Annotated in this window: 28 protein-coding genes; 10 read left to right on the forward strand and 18 right to left on the reverse strand. The window is 63.8% G+C overall.

Annotated features, from left to right (window positions below):
• Window positions 1–81: 81 nt before the first annotated feature.
• From OHD58_RS09470 to pssA, 5 genes are all read left to right on the forward strand, one after another.
• A complete protein-coding gene (locus OHD58_RS09470) occupies window positions 82–1731 on the forward strand; it encodes an Ig-like domain-containing protein (RefSeq protein ID WP_263802966.1) in 1650 nt (549 codons plus the stop codon).
• 49 nt (window positions 1732–1780) lie between these two features.
• Window positions 1781–2113: an ArsR/SmtB family transcription factor gene (locus OHD58_RS09475; protein ID WP_263802967.1), complete on the forward strand. Its 333-nt coding sequence runs from the start codon at window positions 1781–1783 to the stop codon at window positions 2111–2113.
• A 31-nt stretch (window positions 2114–2144) separates the two neighbouring features.
• Window positions 2145–4034 (forward strand): ABCB family ABC transporter ATP-binding protein/permease, encoded by a 1890-nt coding sequence (locus tag OHD58_RS09480; RefSeq protein WP_263802968.1) that lies wholly within the window; start codon window positions 2145–2147, stop codon window positions 4032–4034.
• Window positions 4035–4162: 128 nt separating this feature from the next.
• On the forward strand, window positions 4163–4861 hold the full coding sequence (locus tag OHD58_RS09485; RefSeq protein WP_263802969.1) for a phosphatidylserine decarboxylase: 699 nt from the start codon (window positions 4163–4165) through the stop codon (window positions 4859–4861).
• 4 nt (window positions 4862–4865) lie between these two features.
• Window positions 4866–5705 carry a CDP-diacylglycerol--serine O-phosphatidyltransferase gene (pssA, locus tag OHD58_RS09490; protein ID WP_263803580.1) on the forward strand — a complete coding sequence of 280 codons (840 nt, stop codon included), beginning with the start codon at window positions 4866–4868 and terminating at the stop codon, window positions 5703–5705.
• 3 nt (window positions 5706–5708) lie between these two features.
• Here pssA and OHD58_RS09495 read toward each other — a convergent pair whose 3' ends face one another.
• Window positions 5709–7937: an AMP-binding protein gene (locus OHD58_RS09495; RefSeq protein ID WP_263802970.1), complete on the reverse strand. Its 2229-nt coding sequence runs from the start codon at window positions 7935–7937 to the stop codon at window positions 5709–5711.
• A 255-nt stretch (window positions 7938–8192) separates the two neighbouring features.
• On the opposite strand from OHD58_RS09495, the gene OHD58_RS09500 reads away from it, so the two are divergent.
• Window positions 8193–8630: a VOC family protein gene (locus OHD58_RS09500; RefSeq protein WP_263802971.1), complete on the forward strand. Its 438-nt coding sequence runs from the start codon at window positions 8193–8195 to the stop codon at window positions 8628–8630.
• 51 nt (window positions 8631–8681) lie between these two features.
• Here OHD58_RS09500 and OHD58_RS09505 read toward each other — a convergent pair whose 3' ends face one another.
• A complete protein-coding gene (locus tag OHD58_RS09505) occupies window positions 8682–9281 on the reverse strand; it encodes a TetR/AcrR family transcriptional regulator (protein ID WP_263802972.1) in 600 nt (199 codons plus the stop codon).
• Between the two features lie 136 nt (window positions 9282–9417).
• On the opposite strand from OHD58_RS09505, the gene OHD58_RS09510 reads away from it, so the two are divergent.
• Window positions 9418–9819, forward strand: a complete 402-nt coding sequence (locus OHD58_RS09510) for a DUF6463 family protein (RefSeq protein ID WP_263802973.1) — start codon at window positions 9418–9420, stop codon at window positions 9817–9819.
• Window positions 9820–9838: 19 nt separating this feature from the next.
• On the opposite strand, the gene OHD58_RS09515 is transcribed toward OHD58_RS09510, so the two are convergent.
• Together OHD58_RS09515 and OHD58_RS09520 are read right to left on the reverse strand one after the other, a co-directional pair.
• Window positions 9839–10744, reverse strand: a complete 906-nt coding sequence (locus OHD58_RS09515) for a DMT family transporter (RefSeq protein WP_263802974.1) — start codon at window positions 10742–10744, stop codon at window positions 9839–9841.
• Between the two features lie 174 nt (window positions 10745–10918).
• Entirely contained in the window at window positions 10919–11551 is a 633-nt protein-coding gene (locus OHD58_RS09520) for a hypothetical protein (RefSeq protein ID WP_263802975.1), read from the reverse strand.
• A 183-nt stretch (window positions 11552–11734) separates the two neighbouring features.
• Between OHD58_RS09520 and OHD58_RS09525 the strand changes: the two genes are divergently transcribed.
• Window positions 11735–12244: an OsmC family protein gene (locus tag OHD58_RS09525; RefSeq protein WP_263802976.1), complete on the forward strand. Its 510-nt coding sequence runs from the start codon at window positions 11735–11737 to the stop codon at window positions 12242–12244.
• A 10-nt stretch (window positions 12245–12254) separates the two neighbouring features.
• Here OHD58_RS09525 and OHD58_RS09530 read toward each other — a convergent pair whose 3' ends face one another.
• Complete coding sequence (locus OHD58_RS09530; protein ID WP_263802977.1) at window positions 12255–14030, reverse strand: SLC13 family permease; 1776 nt, start codon at window positions 14028–14030, stop codon at window positions 12255–12257.
• A gap of 112 nt (window positions 14031–14142) precedes the next feature.
• Complete coding sequence (locus OHD58_RS09535; protein WP_263802978.1) at window positions 14143–14922, reverse strand: SDR family NAD(P)-dependent oxidoreductase; 780 nt, start codon at window positions 14920–14922, stop codon at window positions 14143–14145.
• A gap of 190 nt (window positions 14923–15112) precedes the next feature.
• Between OHD58_RS09535 and OHD58_RS09540 the strand changes: the two genes are divergently transcribed.
• A complete protein-coding gene (locus OHD58_RS09540; RefSeq protein WP_263802979.1) occupies window positions 15113–15511 on the forward strand; it encodes a DoxX family protein in 399 nt (132 codons plus the stop codon).
• 159 nt (window positions 15512–15670) lie between these two features.
• On the opposite strand, the gene purF is transcribed toward OHD58_RS09540, so the two are convergent.
• The 5 genes from purF to OHD58_RS09565 form a co-directional block, all read right to left on the reverse strand.
• Window positions 15671–17140, reverse strand: a complete 1470-nt coding sequence (gene purF, locus OHD58_RS09545) for an amidophosphoribosyltransferase (RefSeq protein ID WP_263802980.1) — start codon at window positions 17138–17140, stop codon at window positions 15671–15673.
• Between the two features lie 105 nt (window positions 17141–17245).
• The gene (locus OHD58_RS09550; protein ID WP_263803581.1) at window positions 17246–17473 is read right to left on the reverse strand and encodes a BrnA antitoxin family protein; all 228 of its coding nucleotides are present in this window, start codon (window positions 17471–17473) and stop codon (window positions 17246–17248) included.
• 169 nt (window positions 17474–17642) lie between these two features.
• Window positions 17643–17924, reverse strand: coding sequence for a BrnT family toxin (locus OHD58_RS09555; RefSeq protein WP_263802981.1), 282 nt, complete (start codon window positions 17922–17924; stop codon window positions 17643–17645).
• 175 nt (window positions 17925–18099) lie between these two features.
• Window positions 18100–18507, reverse strand: coding sequence for an OsmC family protein (locus tag OHD58_RS09560; protein WP_263802982.1), 408 nt, complete (start codon window positions 18505–18507; stop codon window positions 18100–18102).
• 189 nt (window positions 18508–18696) lie between these two features.
• Complete coding sequence (locus OHD58_RS09565) at window positions 18697–19203, reverse strand: DUF1993 family protein (protein WP_263802983.1); 507 nt, start codon at window positions 19201–19203, stop codon at window positions 18697–18699.
• Window positions 19204–19320: 117 nt separating this feature from the next.
• On the opposite strand from OHD58_RS09565, the gene OHD58_RS09570 reads away from it, so the two are divergent.
• Complete coding sequence (locus tag OHD58_RS09570) at window positions 19321–19695, forward strand: GFA family protein (RefSeq protein ID WP_263802984.1); 375 nt, start codon at window positions 19321–19323, stop codon at window positions 19693–19695.
• A gap of 25 nt (window positions 19696–19720) precedes the next feature.
• Here OHD58_RS09570 and OHD58_RS09575 read toward each other — a convergent pair whose 3' ends face one another.
• From OHD58_RS09575 to rplI, 7 genes are all read right to left on the reverse strand, one after another.
• A complete protein-coding gene (locus OHD58_RS09575; RefSeq protein ID WP_263802985.1) occupies window positions 19721–20416 on the reverse strand; it encodes a CvpA family protein in 696 nt (231 codons plus the stop codon).
• 52 nt (window positions 20417–20468) lie between these two features.
• Complete coding sequence (radA, locus tag OHD58_RS09580; RefSeq protein ID WP_263802986.1) at window positions 20469–21866, reverse strand: DNA repair protein RadA; 1398 nt, start codon at window positions 21864–21866, stop codon at window positions 20469–20471.
• On the reverse strand, window positions 21866–22204 hold the full coding sequence (locus OHD58_RS09585; protein ID WP_412177188.1) for a hypothetical protein: 339 nt from the start codon (window positions 22202–22204) through the stop codon (window positions 21866–21868). The genes radA and OHD58_RS09585 overlap by 1 nt, the downstream gene beginning before the upstream one ends.
• Before the next feature lie 92 nt (window positions 22205–22296).
• Window positions 22297–22563: a type II toxin-antitoxin system Phd/YefM family antitoxin gene (locus tag OHD58_RS09590; RefSeq protein WP_263802987.1), complete on the reverse strand. Its 267-nt coding sequence runs from the start codon at window positions 22561–22563 to the stop codon at window positions 22297–22299.
• 63 nt (window positions 22564–22626) lie between these two features.
• Window positions 22627–24117 carry a replicative DNA helicase gene (locus OHD58_RS09595; RefSeq protein WP_263802988.1) on the reverse strand — a complete coding sequence of 497 codons (1491 nt, stop codon included), beginning with the start codon at window positions 24115–24117 and terminating at the stop codon, window positions 22627–22629.
• 241 nt (window positions 24118–24358) lie between these two features.
• Window positions 24359–25645, reverse strand: coding sequence for an SAM-dependent methyltransferase (locus OHD58_RS09600; RefSeq protein ID WP_263802989.1), 1287 nt, complete (start codon window positions 25643–25645; stop codon window positions 24359–24361).
• Window positions 25646–25798: 153 nt separating this feature from the next.
• Entirely contained in the window at window positions 25799–26389 is a 591-nt protein-coding gene (gene rplI / locus OHD58_RS09605) for a 50S ribosomal protein L9 (RefSeq protein ID WP_263802990.1), read from the reverse strand.
• Window positions 26390–26404: the final 15 nt, after the last annotated feature.

The following is a 26404-nucleotide window of genomic DNA, read 5'->3' on the forward strand; positions in this document are numbered from 1 at the left end:
AGGTCAAGGCTTCAGGGGCTTTTTCTTGTCGCTCTTTTCAAAACAGGATAGACCGGGTTAGGCGGCTAAGGGCAAGGAATCATGGTCATCAACCCATTCAAGGCATTTTTATTCATTGCCGGAGGTGCGACTGCGGGGGTGACGACCGCCTACGTCTCGGGTGCTCTCGATCCCTACCTGTCCGAGCCGAAGGTTGCGGCCGTCGCGGCCCTGCAAGAGCCTGCGCCATCTGCCGATCCGGCATCGCCCAAGGGCCAGCGGCTGCCGCAACCGCCGCTGCCGGCGCCCGCCACGATCCCCGAGGCTGTCAAACCCGCGGTGCCTGCTCCCGAGGCCGCAGTTCCCGCGATTATCCCGCCTTCCTTCGATCTGGTGCGTGCCGAACCGGACGGTTCGCTCGTCATTGCCGGCAAGGCGGCTCCCGGAGCAACCGTGGAGATCGTTGCAGGTGCACAGGTGCTGGGCACGACCAAGGCTGGCGCGGACGGCGATTTCGCCGTTGTGCTCGATGAACCGTTGAAGCCCGGCGGTCATGAACTCGTGCTGCGTTCGACCACCGAAGACAAGGTGGTTGCGACATCACCGGAAACGGCGGTGGTATCGATCCCGGAACAGAAGGACGGCCAGGTCCTGGCGCTGGTTGAAAAGGCGGGCGAACCAAGCAAGCTGATCACGGTGCCACAGCCGGTGGAGCCGAAGCAGGAGGTCATGACCGACGCCAAGGCGCCGGACGCACCCGAGAAGCCGGTGCAGCCTGATGAGCCCGCCGCCGCCGAGAACAAAACGCCGCCCGCCAGCGAAGAGAAGACCGTGGCCGCGACGCTGGAGCAGCCGGCGAAGGAGAATTCCGAGCCTGCCGCGGAGGCTTCCGCTCCCCCGAAGCCGGCCGAACCTGCACCGCAACCGGCGCAGGCCAATACCGAGCCGAGGGTCGCCGTCGATGCGGTCGAGATCGAGGGCCGCAAGGTGTTTGTCGCCGGTGCCGCAGATCCCGGGCGCCGGGTGCGCGTCTATGCGAACGACATCCTGCTGGGAGAGGCGCTGGCGTCTCCGAGCGGGCGTTTCCTGATCGAGGCGGAGCGCGATCTGCCGGTCGGCGACTACATCATCCGCGCCGATGGGCTGGAGCCAGATGGCGGTAAGGTGGTGGCGCGTGCTGCCGTTCCGTTCGAGCGCGAGCCGGGTGAGGCGGTTGCAGCCGTGGCGCCCGAAGCCGCACCAGAAGCGTCGACGCCGCAGCCTGCCACGGATCCTGCTCAAGCTGCCGATCCGAAAGCAGCCGATCCGGTTGGGTCGCCCGCTACAGCGGGCGCGCCCACAACTGCGCCCGTGCCCCCGGCTGCCACCGGTACCGCGCCATCTATCGAAACGGCAACCTCGGGATCTCGGCCTGCGGAGGCGGCTCCTGCGGGAGCCGCTCCCACCCCAGTTCCCGACCAGCAGGCAGCAGCCGGTGAAGCGGCGACTGTGGCGCCCAAATTGCAGAGCGTGGACGGTGCCGTCATCATCCGCCGGGGCGACACGTTGTGGCGGATCTCGCGCCGGGTTTATGGCCGCGGCGTTCGCTATTCGACGATTTACCTCGCCAATCAGGATCAGATCAGCGATCCCGACCGCATCTGGCCGGGTCAGGTTTTCAGCGTTCCGGAAAAGACGCCCGAGGGTGATGATGCCGACATGACCGCCGTCAAGGATCAGTCGGCGCCACCGCCTGCAAAAGCGCCACTCTAGCGCCATCGAGGTTGCATCAGCGGCCTTCATCGTCTATCGACGATGAACTATGGAAAGCAGGTCTCAGCCATTCGACTGTAACGGACAAGCACTGCGCGCCGGCAGCCTGGCGCCGAAGCTGGCTGCGTTGTCGCATCCCGCCCGCATCGAGATTTTGCAATATCTGGCCGGCTGCGGGTGTTGTTGCTGCAAGGATGTCGTCGGCCATCTCGATCTCGCCCAGTCCACGGTTTCGCAACATCTGAAAATTCTCGTCGATGCGGGACTTGTGCGTTTTTCTCCGGAAAAGCAGCGCTCGCGCTACGAACTCGACCGCGAAGCGTTGGCAGGCCTCTCGCTCTCCGTTTCCACATTCATCGATTCCTGCTGCGCGGCTTCCTGACGCGGCAACGAAAAGTTCGAAAGCAAGCACGTTGGCCAGCAAAACCGTTTCCGCCGAATCCGGCTCAACCCTCGATACGTTGCGCAATCTCTGGCCCTATATGTGGCCGGCGGAGCGCCCCGACCTCAAGCTTCGCGTCGTCTGGGCGACAATCTTCCTGGTCGTCGCCAAGGTGACGCTGATCGGCGTGCCGTATTTTTTCAAATGGGCAACCGACGCGCTGGCGCATGATTTCAGGTCGGCGCCGCCGCTGCCGGCTTTCATGCTGGCGCCGGTCATGCTGGTGATTGCATACAATGTGGTGCGGATCGTCCAGTGGGGTTTCAACCAGCTGCGCGATGCGCTGTTCGCGCAGGTCGGCCAGCATGCGGTGCGGCAACTGGCCTACAAGACCTTCGTCCACATGCACAATCTGTCGCTGCGTTTTCACCTGGAGCGGCGTACCGGCGGCCTGTCGCGCATCATCGAGCGCGGCACCAAGGGCATTGAGACGATCGTCCGGTTCACAATTCTAAATACCTTGCCGACGATCCTCGAATTCGCGCTGACGGCGGTGATCTTCGCCGTTGCTTATGGCTGGCTCTACGTCGTCGTCGTCGCGGTGACGGTGGCGGTCTATACCTGGTTCACGGTTCGGGCGAGCGACTGGCGGATCTCGATCCGGCGCGAGATGAACGACAGCGACACCGATGCCAACACCAAGGCGATCGACTCGCTGCTCAACTTCGAGACGGTCAAATATTTCAACAATGAGCGCATGGAGGCCGAGCGTTTTGACCATTCCATGGCCCGATATGAGGCCGCGGCGACAAAAACCTGGACGTCGCTCGGCTGGCTGAACTTCGGCCAGGGGCTGATCTTCGGCGTCGGCATGGCCATCGCCATGGTGATGTCGGCGCGGGAAGTGATGGCCGGCACGCAATCGATCGGCGATTTCGTCTTCATCAATGCCATGCTGATGCAGCTTTCGGTGCCGCTGAACTTCATCGGCTTCATCTATCGCGAGATCCGCCAGGGGCTGACCGACATCGAGCAGATGTTCGATCTTCTCGACGTGCCCCAGGAGGTGACGGACCGTCCCGGGGCCAAGCCGCTCAAGGTGAGCGAGGGCGCGGTGGAGTTCCGCGACGTGCATTTCGCCTACGATCCAGACCGTCCGATACTCAAGGGCATCAGCTTCAAGGTTCCCGCCGGCAAGACTGTCGCGATCGTCGGGCCTTCGGGCGCGGGCAAGTCGACGATCTCGCGCCTCCTGTTCCGCTTCTACGACATCCAGCAGGGCGCCATCCTGATCGATGGGCAGGATGTCCGCGAGGTGGCGCAGGAAAGCCTGCGCGCGTCGATCGGCATGGTGCCGCAGGACACCGTGCTGTTCAACGACACCATCGCCTACAACATCCGCTACGGCCGGATCGACGCCAGCCAGGCCGAGATCGAGAAGGCCGCCGATCTTGCGCAGATCGGCAGCTTCATCGAAGCCCTGCCGGCGGGTTACAAGTCGATGGTCGGCGAGCGCGGCCTGAAGCTTTCAGGCGGCGAGAAGCAGCGGGTGGCGATCGCCCGCACCATTCTGAAAGCACCGCCAATCCTGATGCTTGATGAGGCGACGTCGGCGCTGGACACGCACACGGAGCAGGAAATCCAGGCGGCGCTCGACCTTGTCAGCCGAGGCCGCACCACCATCGTCATCGCGCACCGGCTGTCGACGGTGATCTCGGCCGACGAGATCATCGTCCTCAAGGACGGCCAGATCGCCGAGCGCGGTACCCATCTCGACCTTATGCGCGAGCGCGGGCTCTATGCCGCGATGTGGGACCGCCAGCGCGAAGCGACAGAAGCCGAGGAGCGGCTGCGCATCGCCCGCGAAACCGACGAACTCGGCGTTGTGGTGCGGCGGCGGACGGCGGAGTTCGAGAACTGAGAGCAGCCGGCGGCATTGCCGCGTTGCGATCAAAGGCCATATCCGCTAAGCACGCCCAACCAAGAATTCAGGTTGGTCTGGAGCAGGTGTCCTTGCTCTGATTTTGTTCTAGCTGGAGCCGGTTCTCGATGAGTCTCGTCGAAACAGTGCGCAACACGTTCGTCCCGATCCACCGCGAGGGCTGGCCGTTCATCGCTGCCTTCGCTGGCGTGACGCTGATTCTCGGCCTGTTCTCGACCTTCCTGTTCTGGGTCGGTTTGATCCTGACGGGCTGGTGCACTTATTTCTTCCGCGATCCGGAGCGGGTGACGCCGGTCGACGACCGGCTGGTGATCAGCCCGGCCGACGGTGTCGTGTCTTCGATCGGACCTGCGGTGCCGCCGCGCGAGCTTGGCCTTGGCCTCGACGAAATGACGCGTATCTCGGTGTTCATGAACGTCTTTTCCTGTCACGTGAACCGCTCGCCGGTGCGCGGCAAGATCACCCGGATCGAACATCGGCCCGGCAAGTTCCTCAATGCCGAACTCGACAAGGCAAGCAGCGAGAACGAGCGCAACGGCCTGGTCATCGACAGTCCCAACGGCATCGTCGGCGTGGTGCAGGTTGCAGGCCTCGTTGCGCGCCGTATCGTCTGTTTCGTCGAGACCAATTCGAACATCGGCACCGGCGAGCGGATCGGGTTGATCCGTTTCGGGTCGCGGCTCGACGTGTACCTGCCCAGGCAGGCGAAGCCGCGGGTCGCTGTCGGCCAGACATCGGTCGGCGGCGAAACGGTGATCGCCGAGTTCGGCGGCAACGCGGCTGCGCCGCTTGTCCGTATCTCGTAAGCAGATGCCCGGCTTCTTCCACAAATTCGAACCACATGGCAGGGGCGGCCCGCGCATCCAGGAGATTCCGCTCCGGATGCTGATCCCCAATCTGATCACCGTGCTGGCGATCTGTGCCGGCCTGTCGGGCATCAGGCTCGCATTCGAGCACCGGTTCGAGACCGCGGTGATGATGGTGCTGATCGCGGCTTTCCTGGACGGCATCGACGGGCGAATCGCGCGGCGGCTGAAGGCGCAGTCGAAATTCGGCGCGCAGATGGATTCGCTGGCCGATATCGTCAATTTCGGCGTGGCGCCGGCACTGGTGCTCTACGCCTATCTGCTCGACCGGGCGGGGCCGATCGGCTGGATTGCCGCGCTGCTGTTCGCGATCGCCTGCGGCTTGAGGCTGGCGCGCTTCAACGTGCTCGACGAGGACACCGAGCGGCCCGTCTGGCAGGCCGACTATTTCGTCGGCGTGCCGGCGCCGGCCGGCGCCGTTCTGGTGCTGCTGCCGGTCTATCTCGGCTTCATCGGCATGCCGCTGAACGTTCTCGGAGCCTTCATCAGTTCGGGCTTCACCGTGCTCGTTGCCTTGCTGCTGGTCAGTCGCTTGCCGGTCTACTCGGGCAAGACGGCCGGCAAGAAAATTCGCGGCGACATGGTGATGCCGCTGATCCTCGGCGTCGTCTTCTACGTGCTTCTGCTGGCGACCTATACATGGCAGACGCTGACCGCGTCGGCGATCGCCTATTTCGCCTTCCTGCCCTGGAGCTTCACCGCCTATGCGCGCCGCGCGCGACAGGCTGAGGCGGAAGCCCTGGCGGAGGGTGGCGAGATCAAACCCGATGTCTCCACCGGCTGAAGCTTACGCCGCGGCCTCCAGCCCGAGCCGTTCCACGGCAATGCGGCGGGCGGCGGTGTAGTCGGTCTTGCCCGAACCAAGCACCGGCATCTCCTCGATCTTGATGATGTCGTCGGGAACCATCAGTTCGGTGGCGCCGGCCTTCTTGCCGTATTGCCGCAGCGATTTGGTGTCGGCCGCGTCGGCGGTAGTGACCAGGACGATGCGCTCGCCCTTGCGCTTGTCGGGGACGGAGACCGCCGCGTGATGCTCTTCCGGCCACAGCGCCTGGACGAGCATCTCGACGGCGCCGAGCGACACCATCTCGCCGCCGATCTTGGCGAAACGCTTGGCGCGGCCGCGAATCGAGATGAAGCCCTCGCGGTCGACCGAAACGATGTCGCCGGTGTCGTGCCAGCCGTCGAGCAGGGGCTGCAATTCGCCGGGCCTGTCGGCGGTCATGTAGCCCATCATGACGTTCGGGCCGGAGAGGAACAGGCGACCGCCCTCGGCGATGCCCTCGACCGGCTCGAGCTTCATGCGCATGCCGGGAAACAGCCGGCCGACGGTGCCGTCGCGTCCATGGCTCGCCGTGTTTACGGCAACCACCGGAGCCGCCTCCGTCAACCCGAAACCTTCGACGATCTCGGCGCCGAAGCGTTCGCGCCAGACGCGGCGGGTTTCCGGTTTGACGGCCTCCGCGCCGGCGACCACCAGCCGCAGGCTGGCGAAGTCGCTGTCCTTGGCGGTGCGCGCATAACCGTTGAGGAAGGTATCTGTGCCGACCAGTATAGTGGGTTTCGCCTTGGCCGCGATTTCCGGAATCAGCTTGTAGTGGAGCGGCGAGGGATAAAGGAAAAGCCGCACGCCGATCAGCAGCGGCAGCAGGGTGCCAGCGGTAAGACCGAAGGAGTGGAACGCCGGCAGCACGTTGAGCAGCGTGTCTTCAGGGGTGAGGGTGAGCCGCGCCTCCGCCTGCATGGCATTGGCGATCAGGTTCTTGTGCGATAGCACGACGCCCTTGGGCAGGCCTTCGGAACCCGAGGTGAACAGAATGACGGCGGGTTTGGCCGGGTCCCGATCGGTCACCGCGAAGCGCCAGAAAAGCGCGCCAAGCGCCTTTTCGAAGATCGTCACTTTGTCGCGCAACTCTTCCAGCCAGACGATTTTGACCCCCGCCTGTTCGATCGCCTGCACGACATCGCCGAGATTGGCCTTTTCGACGAAGGCGCGCGACGAGATCACGGTGCGGATGGTGGCGGTGCGGATCGCCGCCGAGACGCTGGCTGTGCCGGCGGTATAGTTGATCATCGCCGTCACCCGCCCGGCCGACTGCAAGGCGAGGAACGAGATGGCGATGCCATTGGCATTGGGGAGCATCAGCCCGACCGCCTCGCCAGGCTGATCGATGTGCGCGAAACGGCCGGCGAGCACGCGCGCCGCGATCAGCAGGTTGCGATAGGTCATCGAGCCGCTGACGACGTCCTCGACGATGGTGCGCGACGGACCGAAACGCAGCGCGGCGTCGCGGACCGCCTTGAAGATCGTGCGCGATGGATCGCCGGCTGCAACGCGCGCCTCGGCGATGCGGTCGAACAGCGCACTCGACGCGGTCGCCTGCTGGGCGCCGGCGCTCTCCATCAGCGCGGCAATCGTCATCGGCTCGAGCACGCTGAGGCGAAGTTCGGGAAACCAGCGCCGCGGCGCCTGCTCGGCAGGCGTCGATGACATCGGCAGGTGGCGGGCGCCGCCGATGACGATCGGCACGATCTTGGCGTCCGCTTTCAGCGCGATACGGGCAACGGCACGGAACAGCCTGAAGGATTTGGTGTCCGGTTCGACGGCATCGGGAAGATAGACGGCGAGGCGGCCCCTGCCGCGCAAATGGCGCACCAGGCGCCGGCTGACGAACACATGCTCGGCATTGAAGGCGATGGTGCGGGCGAGTTCGCGCCACGGCTCGAGCCACATCGATTTGGCGGAATAGTCGTCGAGGATGTGCAAGGTCTGCTCGGGCAGCAGCGAGAGCATCAGCGCGGGGTCGAGCTTCGACTGATGCGAGATGGCGTAGATGACAGGTGTCTCGGCATCGCGGGCGACGGCGATGCGCTGGTCCTGGACACGCCAGGCGAGCTTCAGCGGTGCGTAGAGCAGCGCCTGCGTGAAGCTCAAGCCGAGCTGGAATTTGAGCACGATCGCGACGGCGACCAGCGCCGCGATAACTGCAAGAAGCATCGCACCGGTAAGGATCATGCCGCATCTCCCCAGCCAGTTGTCTGCCGCGTCTCTGATGTACGCTTGGCCGGCAAGGGTAGCGGAAGCGTGGCGAAGGTCAATGATGGAAGGTAGCCGTTTTCGCTCCCCTCCGTGGCGGTCCATGATTCAAGCTTCTGACGTGGACAGCAGCGAATCGGGCTTGGATGGTCGCTGGTGTTGGGGTGGCTCAAGCGTCCGTTGTTCGACCAGGCAATACCTTGTAATTGGAACGACACGTTGGAGATTGGAAACATGGCGCTCAAGCGGATGGACAATGTAGGAATCGTCGTCGAAGACCTCGCAACGACGATTGATTTCTTTCGCGAACTCGGCCTCGAACTCGAAGGGCAAGCCACGATCGAGGGAGAGTGGGCCGGGCGGGTCACCGGACTGGGCAATCAGCATGTCGAGGTCGCCATGATGCGCACACCGGACGGCCACAACCGGCTCGAACTCTCCCGCTTCCTCACGCCGCCAGTCGTCGCAGATCACCGGAACGCCCCGGTCAACGCCCTGGGCTACCTCCGCGCCATGTTCACCGTGGACGACGTCGACGAGACGCTTGAAAGGCTCGGCGCGCGCGGTGCGCAGCTCGTAGGCGAAGTCGTGCAGTATAAAGACGTGTATCGGCTCTGCTACATCCGCGGGCCTGAGGGACTTCTCATCGGACTCGCCCAGGAACTCAGCTGAGCGCAATACGACGACAAATGGCGAAGAAGTGCCGCCTGTTCTACGACAAGCTCAAGGCTCAGCCTCGGCCTCATGCCGTCGCCCGGCGGTATCCAGAACAAGTTCGACGACATGCCGGAACACGCTGTCCTGCGCCAGCTCGGGATTGTAGCGGCGCGCGGCGTAGACGCCGAGCAGTGCCAGATAAACGCCCCTGGCGAGCGATTGCGCATCTCTTGCACCGGCGCCCATCAGCGAAAGCTCACTGACCAGATAATCGACGCGCTGCGCCTCCACGGCACGCACCCTGACGGCAGCAACCGGATCGAGTGCTGCCCAGGCGCTGAAGGCGCCTTCGGCGCGCGCCACGTCCACCCCGTCCATGTTTGCTTCCAGCGCTTCATCGGCCACCGCAAGGAGGCGCTGGCGGGGCGTCGGCATATCCGCCGCGTTGGCGATCAACTGCGCCGTGAAATCGCGTTCCCAAAGGTCGAGCAGGGCGGAAAGCAGGTCCGGCCGGTCGGAGAAGTGCCAGTAGAAGGAACCCTTGCTGACCTTCAGCGCCTTGGCCAGGCGCTCGACCCTGACCGCGCCGATGCCGCCCTCGACGAGCGCCGCCAAGGCGGCCAGAACCCAGTCGTCGCGGCTCAGGTCCTTTGTCTTATCATTCACCAGCTCTTTCCTTCCTCGCTATCCCACCTCAAGTCCATACGGTACCGTATGGACTTTGGAAAGCCGAAACGATACATACGCTACCGTATGGCAACTGATCGGGCTGCTCATGCGGCGAACTGGAAGGACCGGAAGAATGATCAGATGGAGCGGAATAGAGCTGGTCGCGGTTGGCATTCTGCATGTCATCGTGCTCGGCAAGGACGCGCTGCCGCATGTGCCCGACTGGCTGCGGCTGCAACTGTGGACGGACGAGCACTGGCGGCCTTTCGAAGCACAGCGGCTGGACATCCTCGCCAGCAATGCCGCCTTCTGGGCAACCGTCGGCAGTTTTGCCGTGCCCATGATCCTGCTTGGAGCGCTGGTGATCTGGCTCGATCGCAGAGGTTTGCCCGTTCCTGCCTTTGTAGGCTGGGCGCTGCTTGCCTGGTTCACCGTGGCATCGCTGATCATCGAGGCGAGCGGCTTTCCGCTCGGCATCCCGATTGCCGCCTGCCTCATCCTCGGAGCGAGCAGGCGAAACCGCCGACACGCCTGACCGATGTCGTGGCCGTCGGTCAGGGAGGTGAGATCGGCAAGATACGCTTGCGGAAATGCTCGCTGGCGATGATCAGCAGGCCGGCGCAGAAGATCAGCGCGGCGCCGAAAAAGACTTCGCGGCGCGGTACGTCCTGCCAGATCAGGTAGCCGAGAATGAACGACCAAACCAGCGAAGTGTATTCGAACGGCGCGATGATCGAGACCGGCGCGCGCTTCATGCCCTCGAACAGCATGAACTGGGCAAGCCCGCCTAGCGCCCCGACGCCGGCGAGCAGCAGTGCGTCATCGAGACTTGGCATCTGCCAGAACCAGAGCATCGGCAGGCCGGCGATGACCAGGAAAAACCCATTGTTGAGAACAAGTTGCACCAGCGTCCTCTCCTGCAGCGCTATCTTGCGCAGAAGCACGATCGACAGCGCCCACAGGAAGGCGGCGGCAAGCACCAGGAGCACTGGCACGGAAAGGCCGAGCCGCGCCGGGTCGCAGGCCACGTAAACGCCGGCGAAGCCGAGCAGGACCGCGACCCAGCGGATCAGCGGCACTTTTTCGTCGAGGATGAAGACGGACAGCAGCGTGACGATGACGGGTGCCGCGAAATAGATGGTGGTGAGTTCGGCAAGCTGCAGGTGCTCGATCGCCGTATAGAAGCACAGCCAGGCCGACAGGATGATGAAGGAGCGCAACAGCATCGGCTTGACGATCGGCGATGCAAGGCTTTGCCGGATAAGCGGCCGCCCGCCGATCGCCGTGCAGCCGACGAGGATGGTGACACTGCGGAAAAACAGGATCTGCCAGACCGAATAGCCGGCGACAAGGAGCTTGATCGAGGCGTCCTGGAAGGAAAACAGGAGGTAGGCAAGGCTGGTCAAAAGGATGCCCGCGAAAACCTTTTCGCGCGTGTCGATAACGGCGGTGTCGACCATCGCTGATGCCTGCGGCCCGAGATGCGGCCATAGCAGACGGCCGCGCCGGAAACCTCCGGCGGCGCAAGGCTATGCCAGCGCTGGACCAAGCCGCGCTACGCCAGAACCGGCGGAGTGTGAGGCCAGCGAGGCCGTTTGGCGGGGTGACGCCCGACGGCAGGATGCCGGAGAGTCTTATTCAGCCGCGAAGCAGTAGAACAAGCCGTCGCCGCCGGTGCCTTTCAGCGCCTCCTGGCCGCAGCCACCGCGCGAGGCGTGCGACGAATTCCAGGATTTGGCGGCCGCCGAATCGTCAAGCCCGGTGCGATCGGAATGGCCGACCATCGCGGCACCATCAGCACCGCTCAGCGTCCAGTCGCCGCAGGTCTGGTCGGCGCTCTTGGTCCCATCGGGCATGGAGCCGGTCAGGATATCGTGCTTGTTGGGCGTGTCGCCGCGACCGTTGATGACATTGCCCTTTTCATCGAGCGCGGTCTGCTTGGTAAGGTTGTTGGCGTCGCTGTGCAGCGAGGCGACATCGTCGGCGATCTTCTCGCCCTTGGCGTTGAACCATGGACCGGCGCCGATGCGGTCCTTGGCGTTGACCTCGCTGGTGGAGAGATAGGCGCGCCAGGTTTTCGGGCCGGTGACGCCGGCGGCTTCCGCGAGCTTCTGGCAAAGTGCGTCCGCACCTTCGAGGCCGCCGAGATTGGCGCCATTGCCGGAACCGGCACTGGTGACGAAGAAACTCATCGTCGTGTCCTGGGCACTCGCCGCGCCGATAACCGCGGACAGCACCGCTGCCGACAGGAACAGTGACTTTCGCATGGGATTCTCCTCCTGGCCTTTGCTGAAAAATCTTCCGACGTTTGTATGAAACGCTGAAGACGCGATTCTTCGTCCATCGATCACGACTTCGTGCTTGCGGCGCCGCAATTGGAAGATATCGCCGGTTCCTCGATCTGCAAGCGGCCATTAGGATAGCCGGAAAAACCGGCAGGGAGAAACGCCATGGACGCAGCCGATCTGAAGGCGATGCAGACACCGCTGAAGGAAGCCTACCGGCAGGATGCCGGCAGCGCGCTGATAACGCTCAAGGCCAGGGGCTCGATCGACGACCAGTCGATCGCCTGCAAGGTGGAGACGGGCAGGGCGCTTGCCGTGGCCGGCCTGCACCCGGCGACCGGCGGCAGCGGGCTGGAACTCTGCTCCGGTGACATGTTGCTCGAGGCGCTGGTGGCCTGCGCGGGCGTGACGCTGAAGGCGGTGGCAACGGCGCTGGAATTCCGGCTTGGCGGCGCTGCGGTTTCGGCCGAGGGGGACCTCGATTTCCGCGGAACGCTGGGCGTGGCGAAGGACGCGCCGGTGGGATTTCGAGCAATCCGGCTGGCTTTCGACCTCGACACCGACGAACCGCAGGAACGCATCGACACGCTGCTGAAGCTGACCGAACGCTATTGCGTGGTTTTCCAGACCATAAACACGAAGCCGGAGCTTTCGGTGGTGGCGAAAGCGGTCTGACGTCTTTGCACTAGCGCAGCGGCCAGACCAGCATCAGCATCGGCACGGCGACGATGATCACCAGGATCGACAGCGGCAGACCCAGCCTCGGATAATCGCTGAAGCGGTAGCCGCCCGGACCCATCACCAGCGTATTGCACTGGTGGCCGATCGGAGTGAGGAAATCGCAACCTGCGCCGATGGCCACCGCCATCAGGAAGGCTTCCGGCTTGTAGCCGAGCGTTGCGGCAAAGCCGGCGGCGATCGGCGCCACCACCAGCACCGTCGCAGCGTTGTTGAGGAACGGCGTCACCGCCATGGCGACGACCACGATCAGCGCCAGCGCTCCGGCCGGCGGCAAGGCGGAACCGACGCTGGCGAGCCACATCGCGATCAGATCGGTTGCGCCGCTGCTGCGCAGCGAGTCGCTCACCGGGATCAGCGCGGCAAGCATGACCAGGATCGGACCGTCGACGGCGTTGTAGATGTCGCGCGCCGGTATGACGCGAAACAGCATCATGGCGACCGCGGCGGCGAAGAAGGCGATTTCCACCGGCAGCAGGCCGCCGGCAGCGGAACCCATCGCCGCCAGCAGGATGAGCACAGGGACTACCCCGCGCCGTACGCTGCCGAGCAGGATCGGCCGCTCGGCGAGCGGGAGGGCGCCAAGCTCGCGCAGGATATCCGGCAGCCGCTGCGGATTGCCCTGCAGCACGAGCACGTCGCCCAGCCTCAGCGTGACCGTGCCGAGCCGCTCGCTGATGCGCTCGCCCTTGCGGCTGACGGCCAGAAGATTGACGTTGAAGCGGTCGTAGAGCGCAAGCTGCTGCGCGGACCAGCCGATCAGGCTGGAGTGCTCGCCGATGACGGCCTCGATGGCGGTGGACGGTTCCTCGCCGCTGCCACTCGCGGCTTCGCGGTCGCCGGTGACGCTGAGCCGCGCCTGCGCGACGACGCGGTCGAGCGCTTCCGGCGGGCCTTCGATCAGCATGATATCCCCTTCGCGGAGCACCGCGTCGGGCAGGGGCGTGATGCGCATCACGCGCGAGCGCAGGATCGAGGTCACCACAACCTCGTCGCCGGCGTACTTCAGAAGGTCGGCGACGGTCTTGCCATTGACGGCCGAGTCGGCGACGACCCGGGCCTCGGCAACGTAGCTGTGGACGTCGAGCGCTTCCTGAATGGAACCGCCTTCGCGGCTGCGGATCGGCAACAACCAGTAGAACAGTGCCAGGAAAACGATGCCGGCGGCCGCTAGAGCGGCGCCGACCGGCGTGAAGTCGAACATGGTGAAGGCGGTGCCTGTGATCTCCTCGCGCATCTGCGAGACGACGATGTTGGGCGAGGTGCCGATCTGCGTCATCAGGCCACCGAGCAGCGCGCCGAACGCCATCGGCATCAGGAACACCGACGGCGAGGTATCCGACTTGCGTGCGAACTGGAAGGCGATCGGGATCATGATCGCCAACGCGCCGATGTTCTTGACGAAGGCCGACAGCACCGTGACGACGGCGACCAGCAGGATGAGTTGCGCGCGCACACCGGTCACATTCGGCGCATAACGCTGGACGGCGAATTCCATGATGCCGGAGCGCGCAACGCCCGCGCTGACCAGGAGCGCGCTGCCGACGATGATGACGATGTCGTTGCTGAAGCCTGAAAAGGCAGCATCAAAGGGCACCACTCCGGTCGCGATCGCGGCGAGCAAGGCGACGCACGCGACGAGATCGTAGCGGAAACGGCCCCAGACGAACGCCGCCATCATGAGCGCGATGATGGCGAAGGAGAGAACCTGGATTGTGGTCATCGACCGGACGTTCTCCCACCGCAGCCCGCGCTGTCAACGTCGGCGGTGGCGCTTGGTTGCATTGGCGTCGGGCGCTGACGCAAGGGTTGCCGGATGCTGCGCCTGTAACCGGTCAGGCACCGGCCGCCACTTCGGTCGGCTGCTGGTATTCCGTCCAGCGGTCGAACTTGGCCTGATAGATGAGGCCGGTCCTGACGAGATCGGGCGACGCCATGGTGAGGATACGCCCGGCAATCTCGGAGGGATGCGGCAGCGTTTCAGGATCTTCGCCCGGAAAGGCCTGCGCGCGCATGGCGGTGCGGGTGCCACCCGGATCGGCGGCGTTGACGCGCAGCGGTAGGCTTCTGGTTTCGTCGGCCCAGGAGCGCATCAGCGTCTCCACCGCGGCCTTGGAGGCCGCATACGGCGCCCAGAAGGCCCGCGCCGAATGGGCGGCATTGGAGGAGAGGATGATGGCGCGGCCGGCATCCGATAGGCGCAGCAGCGGGTCCACGGAGCGGATCAGCCGCCAGGTGCCGGTGACGTTGACGGCCATCACTCTGTCGAAAACCTTGGCCTCGACATGGCCGATCGGTGAAATGACACCAAGCACGCCGGCATTGGCGACCAGGGTGTCCAGCTTGCCCCAGCGCTCGTGGATGGCGCCGCCGAGCCGGTCGATGCCGGCCATGTCGGTGAGATCGAGCGGCACCAGCGTCGCCTCGCCCTTGCCGGTCTTCTGGCGCTCCGCCTTGATCTCGTCGTCGAGCTCCTCCAGCCCGCCGACGGTGCGGGCGACCGCGATGACATGCGCGCCCGCCGCCGCCATCTGTTTGGCGATGTGGTAGCCAATGCCGCGCGAGGCGCCAGTGACAAGCGCGATGCGGCCGGTGAGGTCGGGGGCAGGGGTCATTGCGGGCATCCAGTCGCTGCAGGGGTCGTTGGCGGCACCAGATAGGACGAATTCGCGGTGGACGAAACCCTCTAACACCCGGATTGCGATGGACACCCGCCGGAGAGTGCGGGAATTTCCGCTGGGGAATGTCGGGAGGCATGCTGCCCAGCGTCCCGGGCGGGGAACGCCAAATCATGGGAGATGTTCTATGAGAACCGCCGCAATCCTCCTTGCAAGGCTGATCTTCGCTGCCGCCTTCGCATTGGCCGCCGTCTTCAAATTCGCCGGGATGGCGGACACGGCCGGTTACATCGCCTCGATAGGCTTTCCGTTTCCGCTGCTTTTCGCCTGGCTCGCCGCCTTCTTCGAAGTCGCGCTGGTGCTGGCGTTTCTCACCGGCGCCTTCTTCACCGAAGCCGCGCTTCTGGCTGCGGTCTATGTGGTCTTCCTCGCCTTCGCCTTCCACGGCCCGTCACTGTGGGCGGCCAACCAGGCCGAGTTCGGCTTCTTCATCAACCACTTCACCTTTCTCGCCGGACTTCTCTACGCGGCGGTGCACGGGCCGGGCGAGAAGCTGGCGATGCGCCAGGGTTTTATCTGGAAGTGAAATTTGATCGTGCGTCCTTCGAGGCTCGCTGCGCTCGCACCTCAGGATGAGGGCGGTTTGCGCCTGCCTCCCTCATCCTGAGGTGCGAGCCGGGTTCAACGGACAACAGGCTGGCGCGAGGATATGCGGGCGAGCCTCGAAGGACGCACCTGAAACCTTTTACTGCCCGCCGGTGGCCAGAAGCGACAGGGTGCGGACATTGTCGGCGCCTTCGTGGTCGAGCAGGCGGGTCGGGTACTGGTCGGTGAAGCAGGCGTCGCAGAACTGGGGCTGTTCGTTGTCGCGGCCCGTCTCGCCGACGGCGCGGTAGAGCCCGTCGATGGTGAGGAAGCCGAGTGAATCGACGCGGATGAAGTCGGCCATCTCCTCGATCGACATGCGCGAGGCCAAGAGCTTGGCCTTCTCCGGCGTGTCGACGCCGTAGAAGCAGGAAGCGCGGGTCGGCGGCGAGGCGATGCGCATGTGCACCTCCTTGGCGCCGGCGTCGCGCACCATCTGCACGATCTTCTGGCTGGTGGTGCCGCGCACGATGGAATCGTCGACCAGCACGACGCGCTTGCCCTCGATCATGCGGCGGTTGGCGTTGTGCTTCAGCTTGACGCCCATGTGGCGGATGGAATCGCCAGGCGAAATGAAGGTGCGCCCGACATAATGGTTGCGGATGATGCCGAGCTCGAACGGGATGCCCGCCTGCTGCGAAAAACCGATCGCGGCGGGGGTTCCGGAATCGGGCACCGGCACCACAATGTCGGCCTCGACCGGGCTTTCGATGGCAAGCTCGGCGCCGATGCGCTTGCGCACGTCGTAGACGTTGCGGCCTTCGACCGAGGAGTCGGGACGGGCGAAATAGACATATTCGAAGATGCAGAAGCGGGTCTTCTGTGGCTCGAAGGGGAAATGGCTCTCGATGCCCTTCGAAGTTACCACGACCATTTCGCCGGGCTTCAAATCGCGGACAAATCTCGCACCTATGATATCCAAAGCGCAGGTCTCCGAGGCGAGGATCCAGGAGCCGTCGAGATCGCCGAGCACCAGCGGACGGATGCCGAGCGGGTCGCGAACGCCAATCATCTTCTTGGAGGTCAGCGCGACCAGCGAGAAGGCGCCTTCGAGCTGGCGGATCGCCTCGATGAAGCGCGAATTGATGTCGCGTTCCTTGCTGGTGGCGACAAGGTGCAGGATGGTTTCGGTGTCGGAGGTCGACGAGAAGATCGAGCCCTGCTTCTGCAAGGTGCGCTGCACGGTGAGTGCGTTGGTGATGTTGCCGTTGTGAGCGATCGCCAGGCCGCCGGTGGAAAGCTCGGCGAAGAAGGGCTGCACGTTGCGCAGGCCGGCGCCGCCGGTGGTGGCGTAGCGCGTGTGGCCGATGGCGCGGGTGCCTTGCAGCCGGTCGATGACCGCCTGCTTGGTGAACGTGTCGCCGATCAGGCCGACATGGCGTTCGACATGAAACTGGGTGCCGTCATAGGAGACGATGCCGGCGGCCTCCTGGCCGCGGTGCTGCAGGGCGTGCAGCCCCAGCGTGACGATCGCCGCCGCGTCCTGGCGGCCAAAAATGCCGAACACGCCGCATTCGTCGTGAAAATGATCGTCGGCCTCGGCGGAGAGGGAATTGTCTGCGTCAACCATTGGGTCACGAGTCTCGTGTCGGAAAACCGTCATATAGGGCAACAGGGCCGCCAATGCCACCGGCAAATCGAGGGCGACGTATCACCGGAGCGGCGGCAGATCGACCTACTTCAAGCCTGCTGCCTTGCGCAGTGCATCATTCATGCGTGTCTGCCAGCCGTCGCCGTCCGCTTTGAATCGCTCGACAATATCGGGATCGAGGCGCAACATCACAGATTGCTTGGGATTTGCGGAACGCGGGCGTCCGATGCGCCTGGCAAGCGCACGGTTCGGCTGTGCATCCGGATCGGTTCGCGCCGCTGCGGTGATGGCCGCGTCCTCTTCCGGCGTTATCGCTTCCGCGGCAGCCTTGGCTCGATCGAGAAGAGTTTTTCGAGACAGGTTTCTTTGTTCGCTATCTCTCATCGAAACGAGTGCAGCCCTCAAGGATTGCCTCCCGGTATCCTTGTCACCGACCGGCGGCCGTGGCCGTTCCCCGAAAACGCGCGCTGCCGCAATCTGTTCAGTACCCTTTTTCGATGTATTCGACATATCCTTTGCTTTCTTCCTTGGTGGCGCGGCGCAACGAGATCACGCGGACACTTTCATCTCGCATAGTGAAGACGAGATAGTGGATCTTGTTGCCAATGAAGCCGATGCCGACGAGCCGTTCTTCGCCATAGTCTTCGCTGTCGTCGACAAAAATCAGTGCCTCATCGAACTCGAAGCGCTTCGCGTCATCAAGGCCGATACCGTGCTTGCGCCGGTTCTTTTTCGACTTGTTATCATCCCACTCGAGCTTCATCCCACCAGCCCGATTTCCTTTTCTGTATAGACGAAAAGTATGAGGACTACAAGAGTTTCCGTATATACAAAAATAGACCGCATTGCCGGTGAGCGCCGCTGCCCATCACATACGGTCCGTCGTGGCCGAGAGAATGATGCCGTCCTACCCCCCCGTTTTCAACGGAAATTCGCGCCTATCCGGCCACCTGGATTGCCACCGGCAGGCCCCGGCGGAGAGAATTGGCGACGGTGCTGATGGCCTGGGCTCGATCGATGACCGTTTGCGGATCCGATCCGTCGAGGGTCTCGCAGGAAACCGACATGGTCGCGCCTGTCGCCAGCAGCGGATCGCCTTCCAGTTCCAGCGTCACGCTGACCGCGACTCTGCCGAGGCCGATGCCCATCCCGGCGGCGGCATAGCGCAGGTCGTTGCAGAAGCAGCCGCCGATGGAGAGAGCCAGAAGCTGGCCGCCGTTGAAGCCGAGACCCTGGCCGCCGGCCTTGCCTTCGGGCCGGTCGACGACCAGCGTGTGTCCGCCGGCCCATCCCATGGCGGCTTGCGTGCCCTCGACATTGCGCAGTTCGACGGTCATCGACGGCATGCGGGATTCCTGTCACCAGAATGGAAGCGCTGGAAATTAAGCACAGACGCGCACGCCGGCAAAGGGCAGGGGATTGCGTATGGAAATTTCGAAGCGCTTGCCTAGGTATACCCCCACCCCTAACCCCTCCCCACAAGGGGGAGGGAGACTTTGCGCGTGCATCCTGCACCAACCAGTGAAGGCAGGCCCTCAGCTCCTTCCGAGATAATCCAGCTTGCCGACCGGAACGCCCTTGTGCCTCAGGATGTCGTAGGCAGTGGTGACGTGGAAGAAGAAATTGGGCAGCGCGAAGGTGAGCAGGTAATCGGGCGCGGTGAAAGTTTTGGTCAGGCTGCCGAATTTCAGCACCACTTCGGCCGCTTCGCGGCCTTCCATCGCGGTGGAAGGCACTTTTTCCAGGAATGCGACGGTCGCCGCGATGCGCGCCTGCAACTCGTCGAAGCTCGTTTCGGTATCCGCCATCGAAACGTTCTCGACCTGGGCGACGCGGATGGCGGTGAATTTGGCCGTATCGCTGGCGCGCTGGATCTGGCCGGTGAGCGGCGCCATGTCGGGATAAAGCCGCGCTTCCAGCAATTCGCTGTGCGGGATCTTGTTCTCGTCGGCGAAGGCGCGGCCTTTTTCCAGGATTTCCGACAGATTGCGAAATGCGCGGATGAATACCGGCACGCTGACGTCATAAAGCGACAGGGACATGGAGTTTCCTTGGTTTCGTTTCCTGGTTGGCGGATGTTCGGCTGAAGTTGCCTGCGATCCCCTTGCGATCCTTAGCTAGGAAGGACTAACTCGAAACGCGAGAGCAAGGAGGCGGATTTGACGAGAATTGCGACATGCGCTTGCGGAAATCTTCGCGTGACCTGTTCCGGCGAGCCGGCCAAGGTATCGCTGTGCCATTGCCTCGCCTGCCAGAAACGGACCGGCAGCACCTACGGCATCGCCGCATTCTTCAAGAGGCAGGACGTGCGGGTGGACGGGCCCAGCAAATCTTACGAGCGCCAGTCCGACCGGGGTTTTCCGGTGTGGCTTCACTTCTGTCCGGACTGCGGCTCGACAGTGTTCTGGGAACCGCAGCGCAAGCCTGACGCCATCGCGGTCGGTGTCGGTTCGTTCGCCGACCCGACGTTTCCGGCGCCGACACAATCCGTTTATGGCGAACACCGGCATGCCTGGGTCAGCGACCCCGGCTGAGGCAGGATTTCCGGCGAAGCCAGAATCAGTTGGCCGGGGGCGCTTCCTCGGCCGGCGGTTCGGCAGGCGCATCGGCCGGCGGTTCGGCAGGCGCATCGGCCGGTGGTTCGGCGGGCGCATCAGCCGGCGCTTCGGCGGGCGGAGTGCCGCCGCCCTCGGCGGGTGGGGTGGCCGCGCCGCCCTCGGGAGCCGCCTCCGGCGCCGCATCGCCGCCTGGCTGAAGCTGCTTCAGGATCGAATTTTCCGGATCGTCGGGCAGGAGTGCCTGCAGGCGGCTGCCGATGTCTTCAAGCAGCGGCCGCGACTTCGCTTCGGCGATCCATGCCGGCGGGTTGGTGCCGATCAGCCAGGTGAAGAACAGCAGGCCGACGGCGACAACCAGGATGCCGCGCGCGGCGCCGTAGAGAAAGCCGAGTGTCCGGTCGAGCGCGCCGACTCTGGAGTCGATGATGAAATCGGCGATCTTCATTGTGATGACGGTCACCACGATCAGCGCGATGATGAAAACGATGCCGGCCGACGCCGCCATGGCGAGCTGCTCGTTGTCGAGATAGGGCTGCACGTAGGGCAGAACCGCCGGATAGAAGAAGAACGCCGCCGCCGCCGCCGCCACCCAGGAGGCGATCGACAGGATTTCGCGGGAAAAGCCGCGCACCATGGCGAGCATTGCGGAAACCAGAGTGAAGCCGACGAGAATTCCGTCAAGCAGCGTAATCGGCATGTCGTTCCCACTCCATCATGGCGGACTTTCCGCCGCCTGACCCCGTGCCCGGTCAGTCTTCCTCACGCCGCCTGAGCGAACCTGCGATGCGCACCACCAGATCGGTGAGCGTCGCGGGCTGGAATGAACCGGCACCAATTCCCCCTGCCAGTTCCTCGCTGCCCCGCGGCAACACCGCCTGTCCGAATCCCAGCTTTTCGGCTTCCTTGAGGCGCTGTTGCGCGTGCGCGACAGGCCTGACGGCGCCCGAAAGGCTGATTTCGCCGAAATAGACGCAATCGGCGGGAAGGGCAAGACCGGTGAGTGAGGAGACGAGCGCGGCGGCAACCGCGAGGTCGGCGGCCGGCTCGGAAATGCGGTAGCCGCCGGCGACGTTGAGATAGACATCATGGGTGGCGAAGCGCACCCCGCAATGCGCCTCGAGCACGGCGAGGATCATGGCGAGCCGCGGGCTGTCCCAGCCGACCACGGCGCGGCGCGGCGTGCCGAGCGGCGAGGGGGCCACCAGCGCCTGGATCTCGACCAGCACCGGCCTGGTACCCTCCATGCCGGCGAAGACTGCGGCGCCCGGCGATTTGGCATGGCGCTCGCCGAGGAACAGTTCCGATGGATTGGAAACCTCGCGCAAGCCCTTGTCCGACATCTCGAAAACGCCGATCTCGTCGGTCGGGCCGAATCGGTTTTTGACGGTGCGCAGGATGCGGTAATGGTGACCGCCTTCGCCTTCGAAATAGAGCACGGCATCGACCATGTGCTCGACGACGCGGGGGCCGGCGATCTGGCCTTCCTTGGTGACGTGGCCGACCAGTACGACGGCGGCGCCCGTCGACTTGGCGTAACGGATGACGGCCTGTGCCGCTGCACGCACCTGGGTGACGGTGCCGGGAGCCGAATCGGCCATGTCGGTCCACAGGGTCTGGATCGAATCGAGGATGATCAAGTCCGGACGCCTGCCTTCCGCGATCGTGGCAAGGATGTCCTCGACATTGGTTTCGGCGGCGAGTTCGACCGCCGATTCGGCAACGCCGAGCCGTTGCGCCCGCAGCCTGATCTGGGCGACGGCCTCCTCGCCCGAGACGTAGACGATGCGATGGCCGCGCGAGGCGAGCGCGGCAGCGGCCTGCGTCAGAAGCGTCGACTTGCCGATGCCGGGATCGCCGCCGATCAACACCGCCGAGCCGCGCACGAAACCGCCGCCGGTGGCGCGGTCGAGCTCACCGATGCCCGACGCGATGCGCGGTGCGTCCTCGATGTCGCCGGAGAGCGTGGTCAGCGCGACCGGGCGGCCTTTGCGCGCGTTGCGCGTCGATTGCGGGCCGCTGCCGATGCCGCCGGAGGTGCCTTCCTCGACCAGCGTGTTCCACTCGCCGCAGGCGTCGCATTTTCCCGCCCAGCGCGTGTGAACCGTGCCGCAATTCTGGCAGATGAACTGGATACGGGTTTTGGCCATCAGTCGGTCCTGGGAACGAGGCGAGTTGTCCGGTCGCGGACGCCGCGCAGGAATTCCGCGCGGATCGCATAAAAAAAGGACCTGGGCAGCAGGCCATACGCAATGGTCGAAAGGTCGCCGTTTATCCGGGGCCGCAAGTCCGGCCCAGGCCAACTGAAAAGGTTTGCTTCCGTAAGAATGACCCACGATCGTTCTGAATCGAGACGAAGTCGCCGTTTGATCGGTTCGGGTATCTCCAATGCCGCTTGTTCTTTGGGCGGAGGGCTGTGGGTAATCGGCAGAACGACAATATTCTGGCCGGGCAAGGCAAGCACAACCGCACACGGACGGTCTTTCACGCCTTCCTCGTGGCCCCTGTCATGTTCCGACCGCCATAAATAGCTGTAGCGGATGACAAGGCCAGGTACCGGCTCCGGCCAAGACGATGAGATCAAGGCTGATACTCATGGTCGTATTGAGAAGCTTCCTCAGGCGGTTCGGCACGCTCGATGGCGGCGATCATCTCATCGGTGAAATCGTCCAACGACAGCACCTGTCGGTCTCGGCGCTTCAATCGTTCATACTCCTCGACCGAGATCATCACCGTACGCTCGCGACCGTTGCGGGTGATGGCAACCGGCTGCGTCAGCGCCATATCCTGATAGCGGCCGAAATTCCGCTGGAAGTCGGCAGAACTCACTTTTACGCGAGGATTCATCTCAATCTCCCGTATGTTGCGCATTATACATAATATACGTGAAATGCGTAAGATCAGGAAGTCTTATTCATACCGCTCCGGCAGGTGAGAATCCTCGGCGAGATCGGAGAAGCGGGTGAATTCGCCGGTGAAGGCGAGCGACACCGAGCCGGTCGGCCCGTGGCGCTGCTTGGCGATGATGCATTCGGCCTTGCCGCGCACCTCGTTCATCTCGGCTTCCCACTTAAAATATTCCTCGGTGCCGGGCTTCGGCTCCTTGTTCTTCAGGTAATATTCCTCGCGGTAGACGAACAGCACCACGTCGGCGTCCTGCTCGATCGAGCCCGATTCGCGCAGGTCCGAGAGCTGCGGGCGTTTGTCGTCGCGGCTTTCGACCTGACGCGACAGCTGCGAGAGCGCGATGATCGGCACGCCCAGCTCCTTGCCGAGCGCCTTCAGACCGGTGGTGATCTCGGTGATTTCCTGGACGCGGTTCTGCGACGACTTGGCGCTCGATCCCTGCATCAGCTGAATATAGTCGATGACGATGACGTCGAGGCCGCGCTGGCGCTTCAGGCGGCGGGCGCGTGCCGCGAGCTGCGCAATCGAGATGCCGCCGGTCTGGTCGATGAACAGCGGGATCTTCTGCATCGTCTGCGAGCAGGCGACGAGCTTCTCGAAATCGTATTCGCTGATCTCGCCGCGGCGGATCTTCGACGAAGGAATTTCGGTCTGCTCGGAAATGATACGGGTGGCGAGCTGTTCCGACGACATTTCCAGCGAGAAGAAGCCGATGACGCCGCCGTTTGCCGCCTTGAAGGAGCCGTCGGCCTGCTGCACCGGCTCATAGGCGTGGGCGATGTTGAAGGCAATGTTGGTGGCGAGCGAGGTCTTGCCCATGCCGGGACGTCCGGCAAGCACGATCAGGTCGGACGGCTGCAGCCCGCCCATGCGGCGGTCGAGATCGCGCAGGCCGGTGGCTACGCCCGACAGGTGCCCGTCGCGCATGAACGCGGCATTCGCCATGTCGACCGCGGTCTTGACCGCGTCGGTGAAGCTCTCGAAGCCGCCGTCGTAGCGGCCGGTTTCGGCCAGTTCGAACAGGCGCCGCTCGGCATCCTCGATCTGGTCGTGCGGCGACATGTCGACCGGTGCGTCGTAGGCGATGTTGACCATGTCCTCGCCGACGGTGATCAGCGCGCGGCGGGTAGCCAGGTCGTAGATGGCGCGGCCGTAGTCGGCGGCGTTGATGATGGTGACGGCTTCGGCGGCAAGGCGGGCAAGATAATGCGCCACCGTCATGTCGCCGACCTTCTCCTCGGCCGGCAGGAAGGTCTTGAGCGTCACCGGGTTGGCCATCTTCCCCATGCGGATCAGCTCGGCGGCGACCTCGAAGATCTTGCGGTGCAGCGGCTCGTAGAAATGCGCTGACTTCAAAAAGTCCGAGACACGGTAGAAGGCGTCGTTGTTGACGAGGATGGCCCCAAGCAGCGCCTGCTCGGCCTCGATGTTGTTGGGCGCCTCGCGATAGAGCGGTTGTTCCGCGACGCCGATCTTGCGGACTGCTTCTGCCATCTTGTCCCCGATTCCTTATCCCGTTTCCTCGCTACCAGAAGCGGTACGAGCACAGGGAAAGATTCAGCATCGCCGGATTGGAATATCGAATTGCTGCCCGCAATTCACAGCAGCTGCATACCGTCCACAGGACAGTCTTGCCGGCAACCAGAATCCGTTTGACGCGAATCAGGCAGGAAGTTTAGCCCGCCTGATTAAAAGAACAAAACAAGAAAATTCGGAGTAGCCTACGGTGCGACCGTCATTCCGAAACTTTTCGACGTTTTCTCGCCGGAGCCCGCGGCGGCGCGGTTTCGTGGGCCGCCTCGTGGATCGCCAGCGCTTTCTCGCATTTGCCGATATAGTCGCGGGTGAGCGGCAGCGTGTCGTTGCGGTGCGCAAGCTGAACCTGGAACACCATCAAATCCTGCCAGCGGAACGCCGCTTCGGAGCCGGCGAGGTAGAATTCCCACATGCGGCAGAAACGCTCGTCGTAGATCGCCTTGGCGCGCTCGCGGTTGGCAAGGAAACGCTGGCGCCAATGCTTGAGCGTCTCGGCGTAGTGCAGGCGCAGGATCTCGACGTCGGTGACCATGAGGCCGGCCTTTTCGATCGCCGGCAGCACCTCGGAGAGGGCAGGGATGTAGCCTCCCGGGAAAATATGCTTGCGGATGAACGGGTTGGTGGTGGACGGCGGGCCGGATCGGCCGATCGAGTGCAGCACCATGACGCCGTCGGGCTTGAGCAGGGTCGCGACCTTCTCGAAGTAAGCGCGGTAGAAATTGACGCCGACATGCTCGAACATGCCGACCGAGACGATGCGGTCGAAACGCTCGGACAGGTCGCGGTAGTCGCGCAGTTCGAAATGAACGTGTCCCTCGAGCTCTTCCTGGCGGACACGTTCCGTCGAGACCGCGTGCTGCTCGGTAGAAAGGGTGACGCCGAGCACGTCGGCATCGAAACATTTCGCCAGATAGAGGCCGAGACCGCCCCAACCGGAGCCGATGTCGAGCACGTTCTGGCCGGGCTTCAGCTTGAGCTTGGACGCGATGTGGCGCTTTTTGGCGAGTTGCGCCTCATCGAGCGTCATGTCGGGACGTTCGAAATAGGCGCAGGAATACTGCATGTCGTCATCGAGGAAGAGCCGGTAGAGCTCGCCCGAGAGATCGTAGTGATGGGCGACGTTCTTGCGCGACCGGCCGATCGTGTTGACCTGCTGCAGGCGCCGCACCGCCAGGCGCACGGCGTCGGCGGCCTTGGTCCAGCTGGCATCGATGCTGCCATGCGGACCCATGTTCCTGTACACGAGATGCAGAAGACCGAGCACGTCGCCTTCGACGATGTCGAGTTCTTCGTCCATGAAGGCTTCAGGCAGCGCGAGCGTCGGGTGCAGCGTGATGGCGCGTTCGGCCCGGCCTGTCTTTATGACGAGATGGACCGGATCGCCGCTGCCGTCGCCGAAGCTGTGGGAAGTGCCATCGGGGCCGGTGACGGTAAGGTTTCCGGTGCGGACCAGCCGGTCGACGACGGTTCTGAGAAAGACGTTCATGCCAGAGCACTCCGCTCCTAAATGACAAGCCCGCCCGAACATGTGGTCAGATCGTGCACCGTTTTAAATCATGGAAAAGCGGTAAAGTTCCTCTGGCACAAAAAAAGCCCGGGCACTGGCCCGGGCTTTTTGGTTCGATGGACAGCCGAGAAATCAGGCTTCCGTTTCTGCTTCCTCGCCGGCGCCGTCTTCGTTGGGGTCGAAGAAGCTATCCGGACGGGCGTTCTCGTTGATGTCGTCGCCATAGATGGCTTCGGCGGTGGTGAGCGTCTCGCCCTTTGCCTGGCGCTCGGCTTCGTCGGCCGTGCGGGCGATGTTGAGCGTGATCGTCACCTCGACTTCCGGATGCAGCGCGACCGCCACGTTGGTGAGGCCGATCGCCTTGATCGGCTGGTTGAGCTCGATCTGGTTGCGCGAAACCGTGAAGCCTTCGGCGTTCAGGATGTCGGCGATGTCGCGGGTCGACACCGAACCGTAAAGCTGGCCGGTTTCGCCGGCCGAACGGACGACGACGAAGCTTTTGCCGTCAAGCTTGTCGGCAACCTGCTGGGCTTCCGACTTCTTTTCGAGGTTGCGGGCCTCGAGTTGTGCGCGCTGGCCTTCGAACTTCTTCTTGTTGGCTTCGTTGGCGCGCAGCGCCTTGCCTTTCGGCAGCAGGAAATTGCGGGCAAAGCCGTCCTTGACCTTGACGGTGTCGCCCATCTGGCCGATGCGGGAAATGCGTTCGAGAAGAATGACTTCCATCTCTTTGTTCCTTCG

The organism is Mesorhizobium sp. ZC-5, from assembly GCF_025753855.1.
Lineage (GTDB): Bacteria > Pseudomonadota > Alphaproteobacteria > Rhizobiales > Rhizobiaceae > Neomesorhizobium.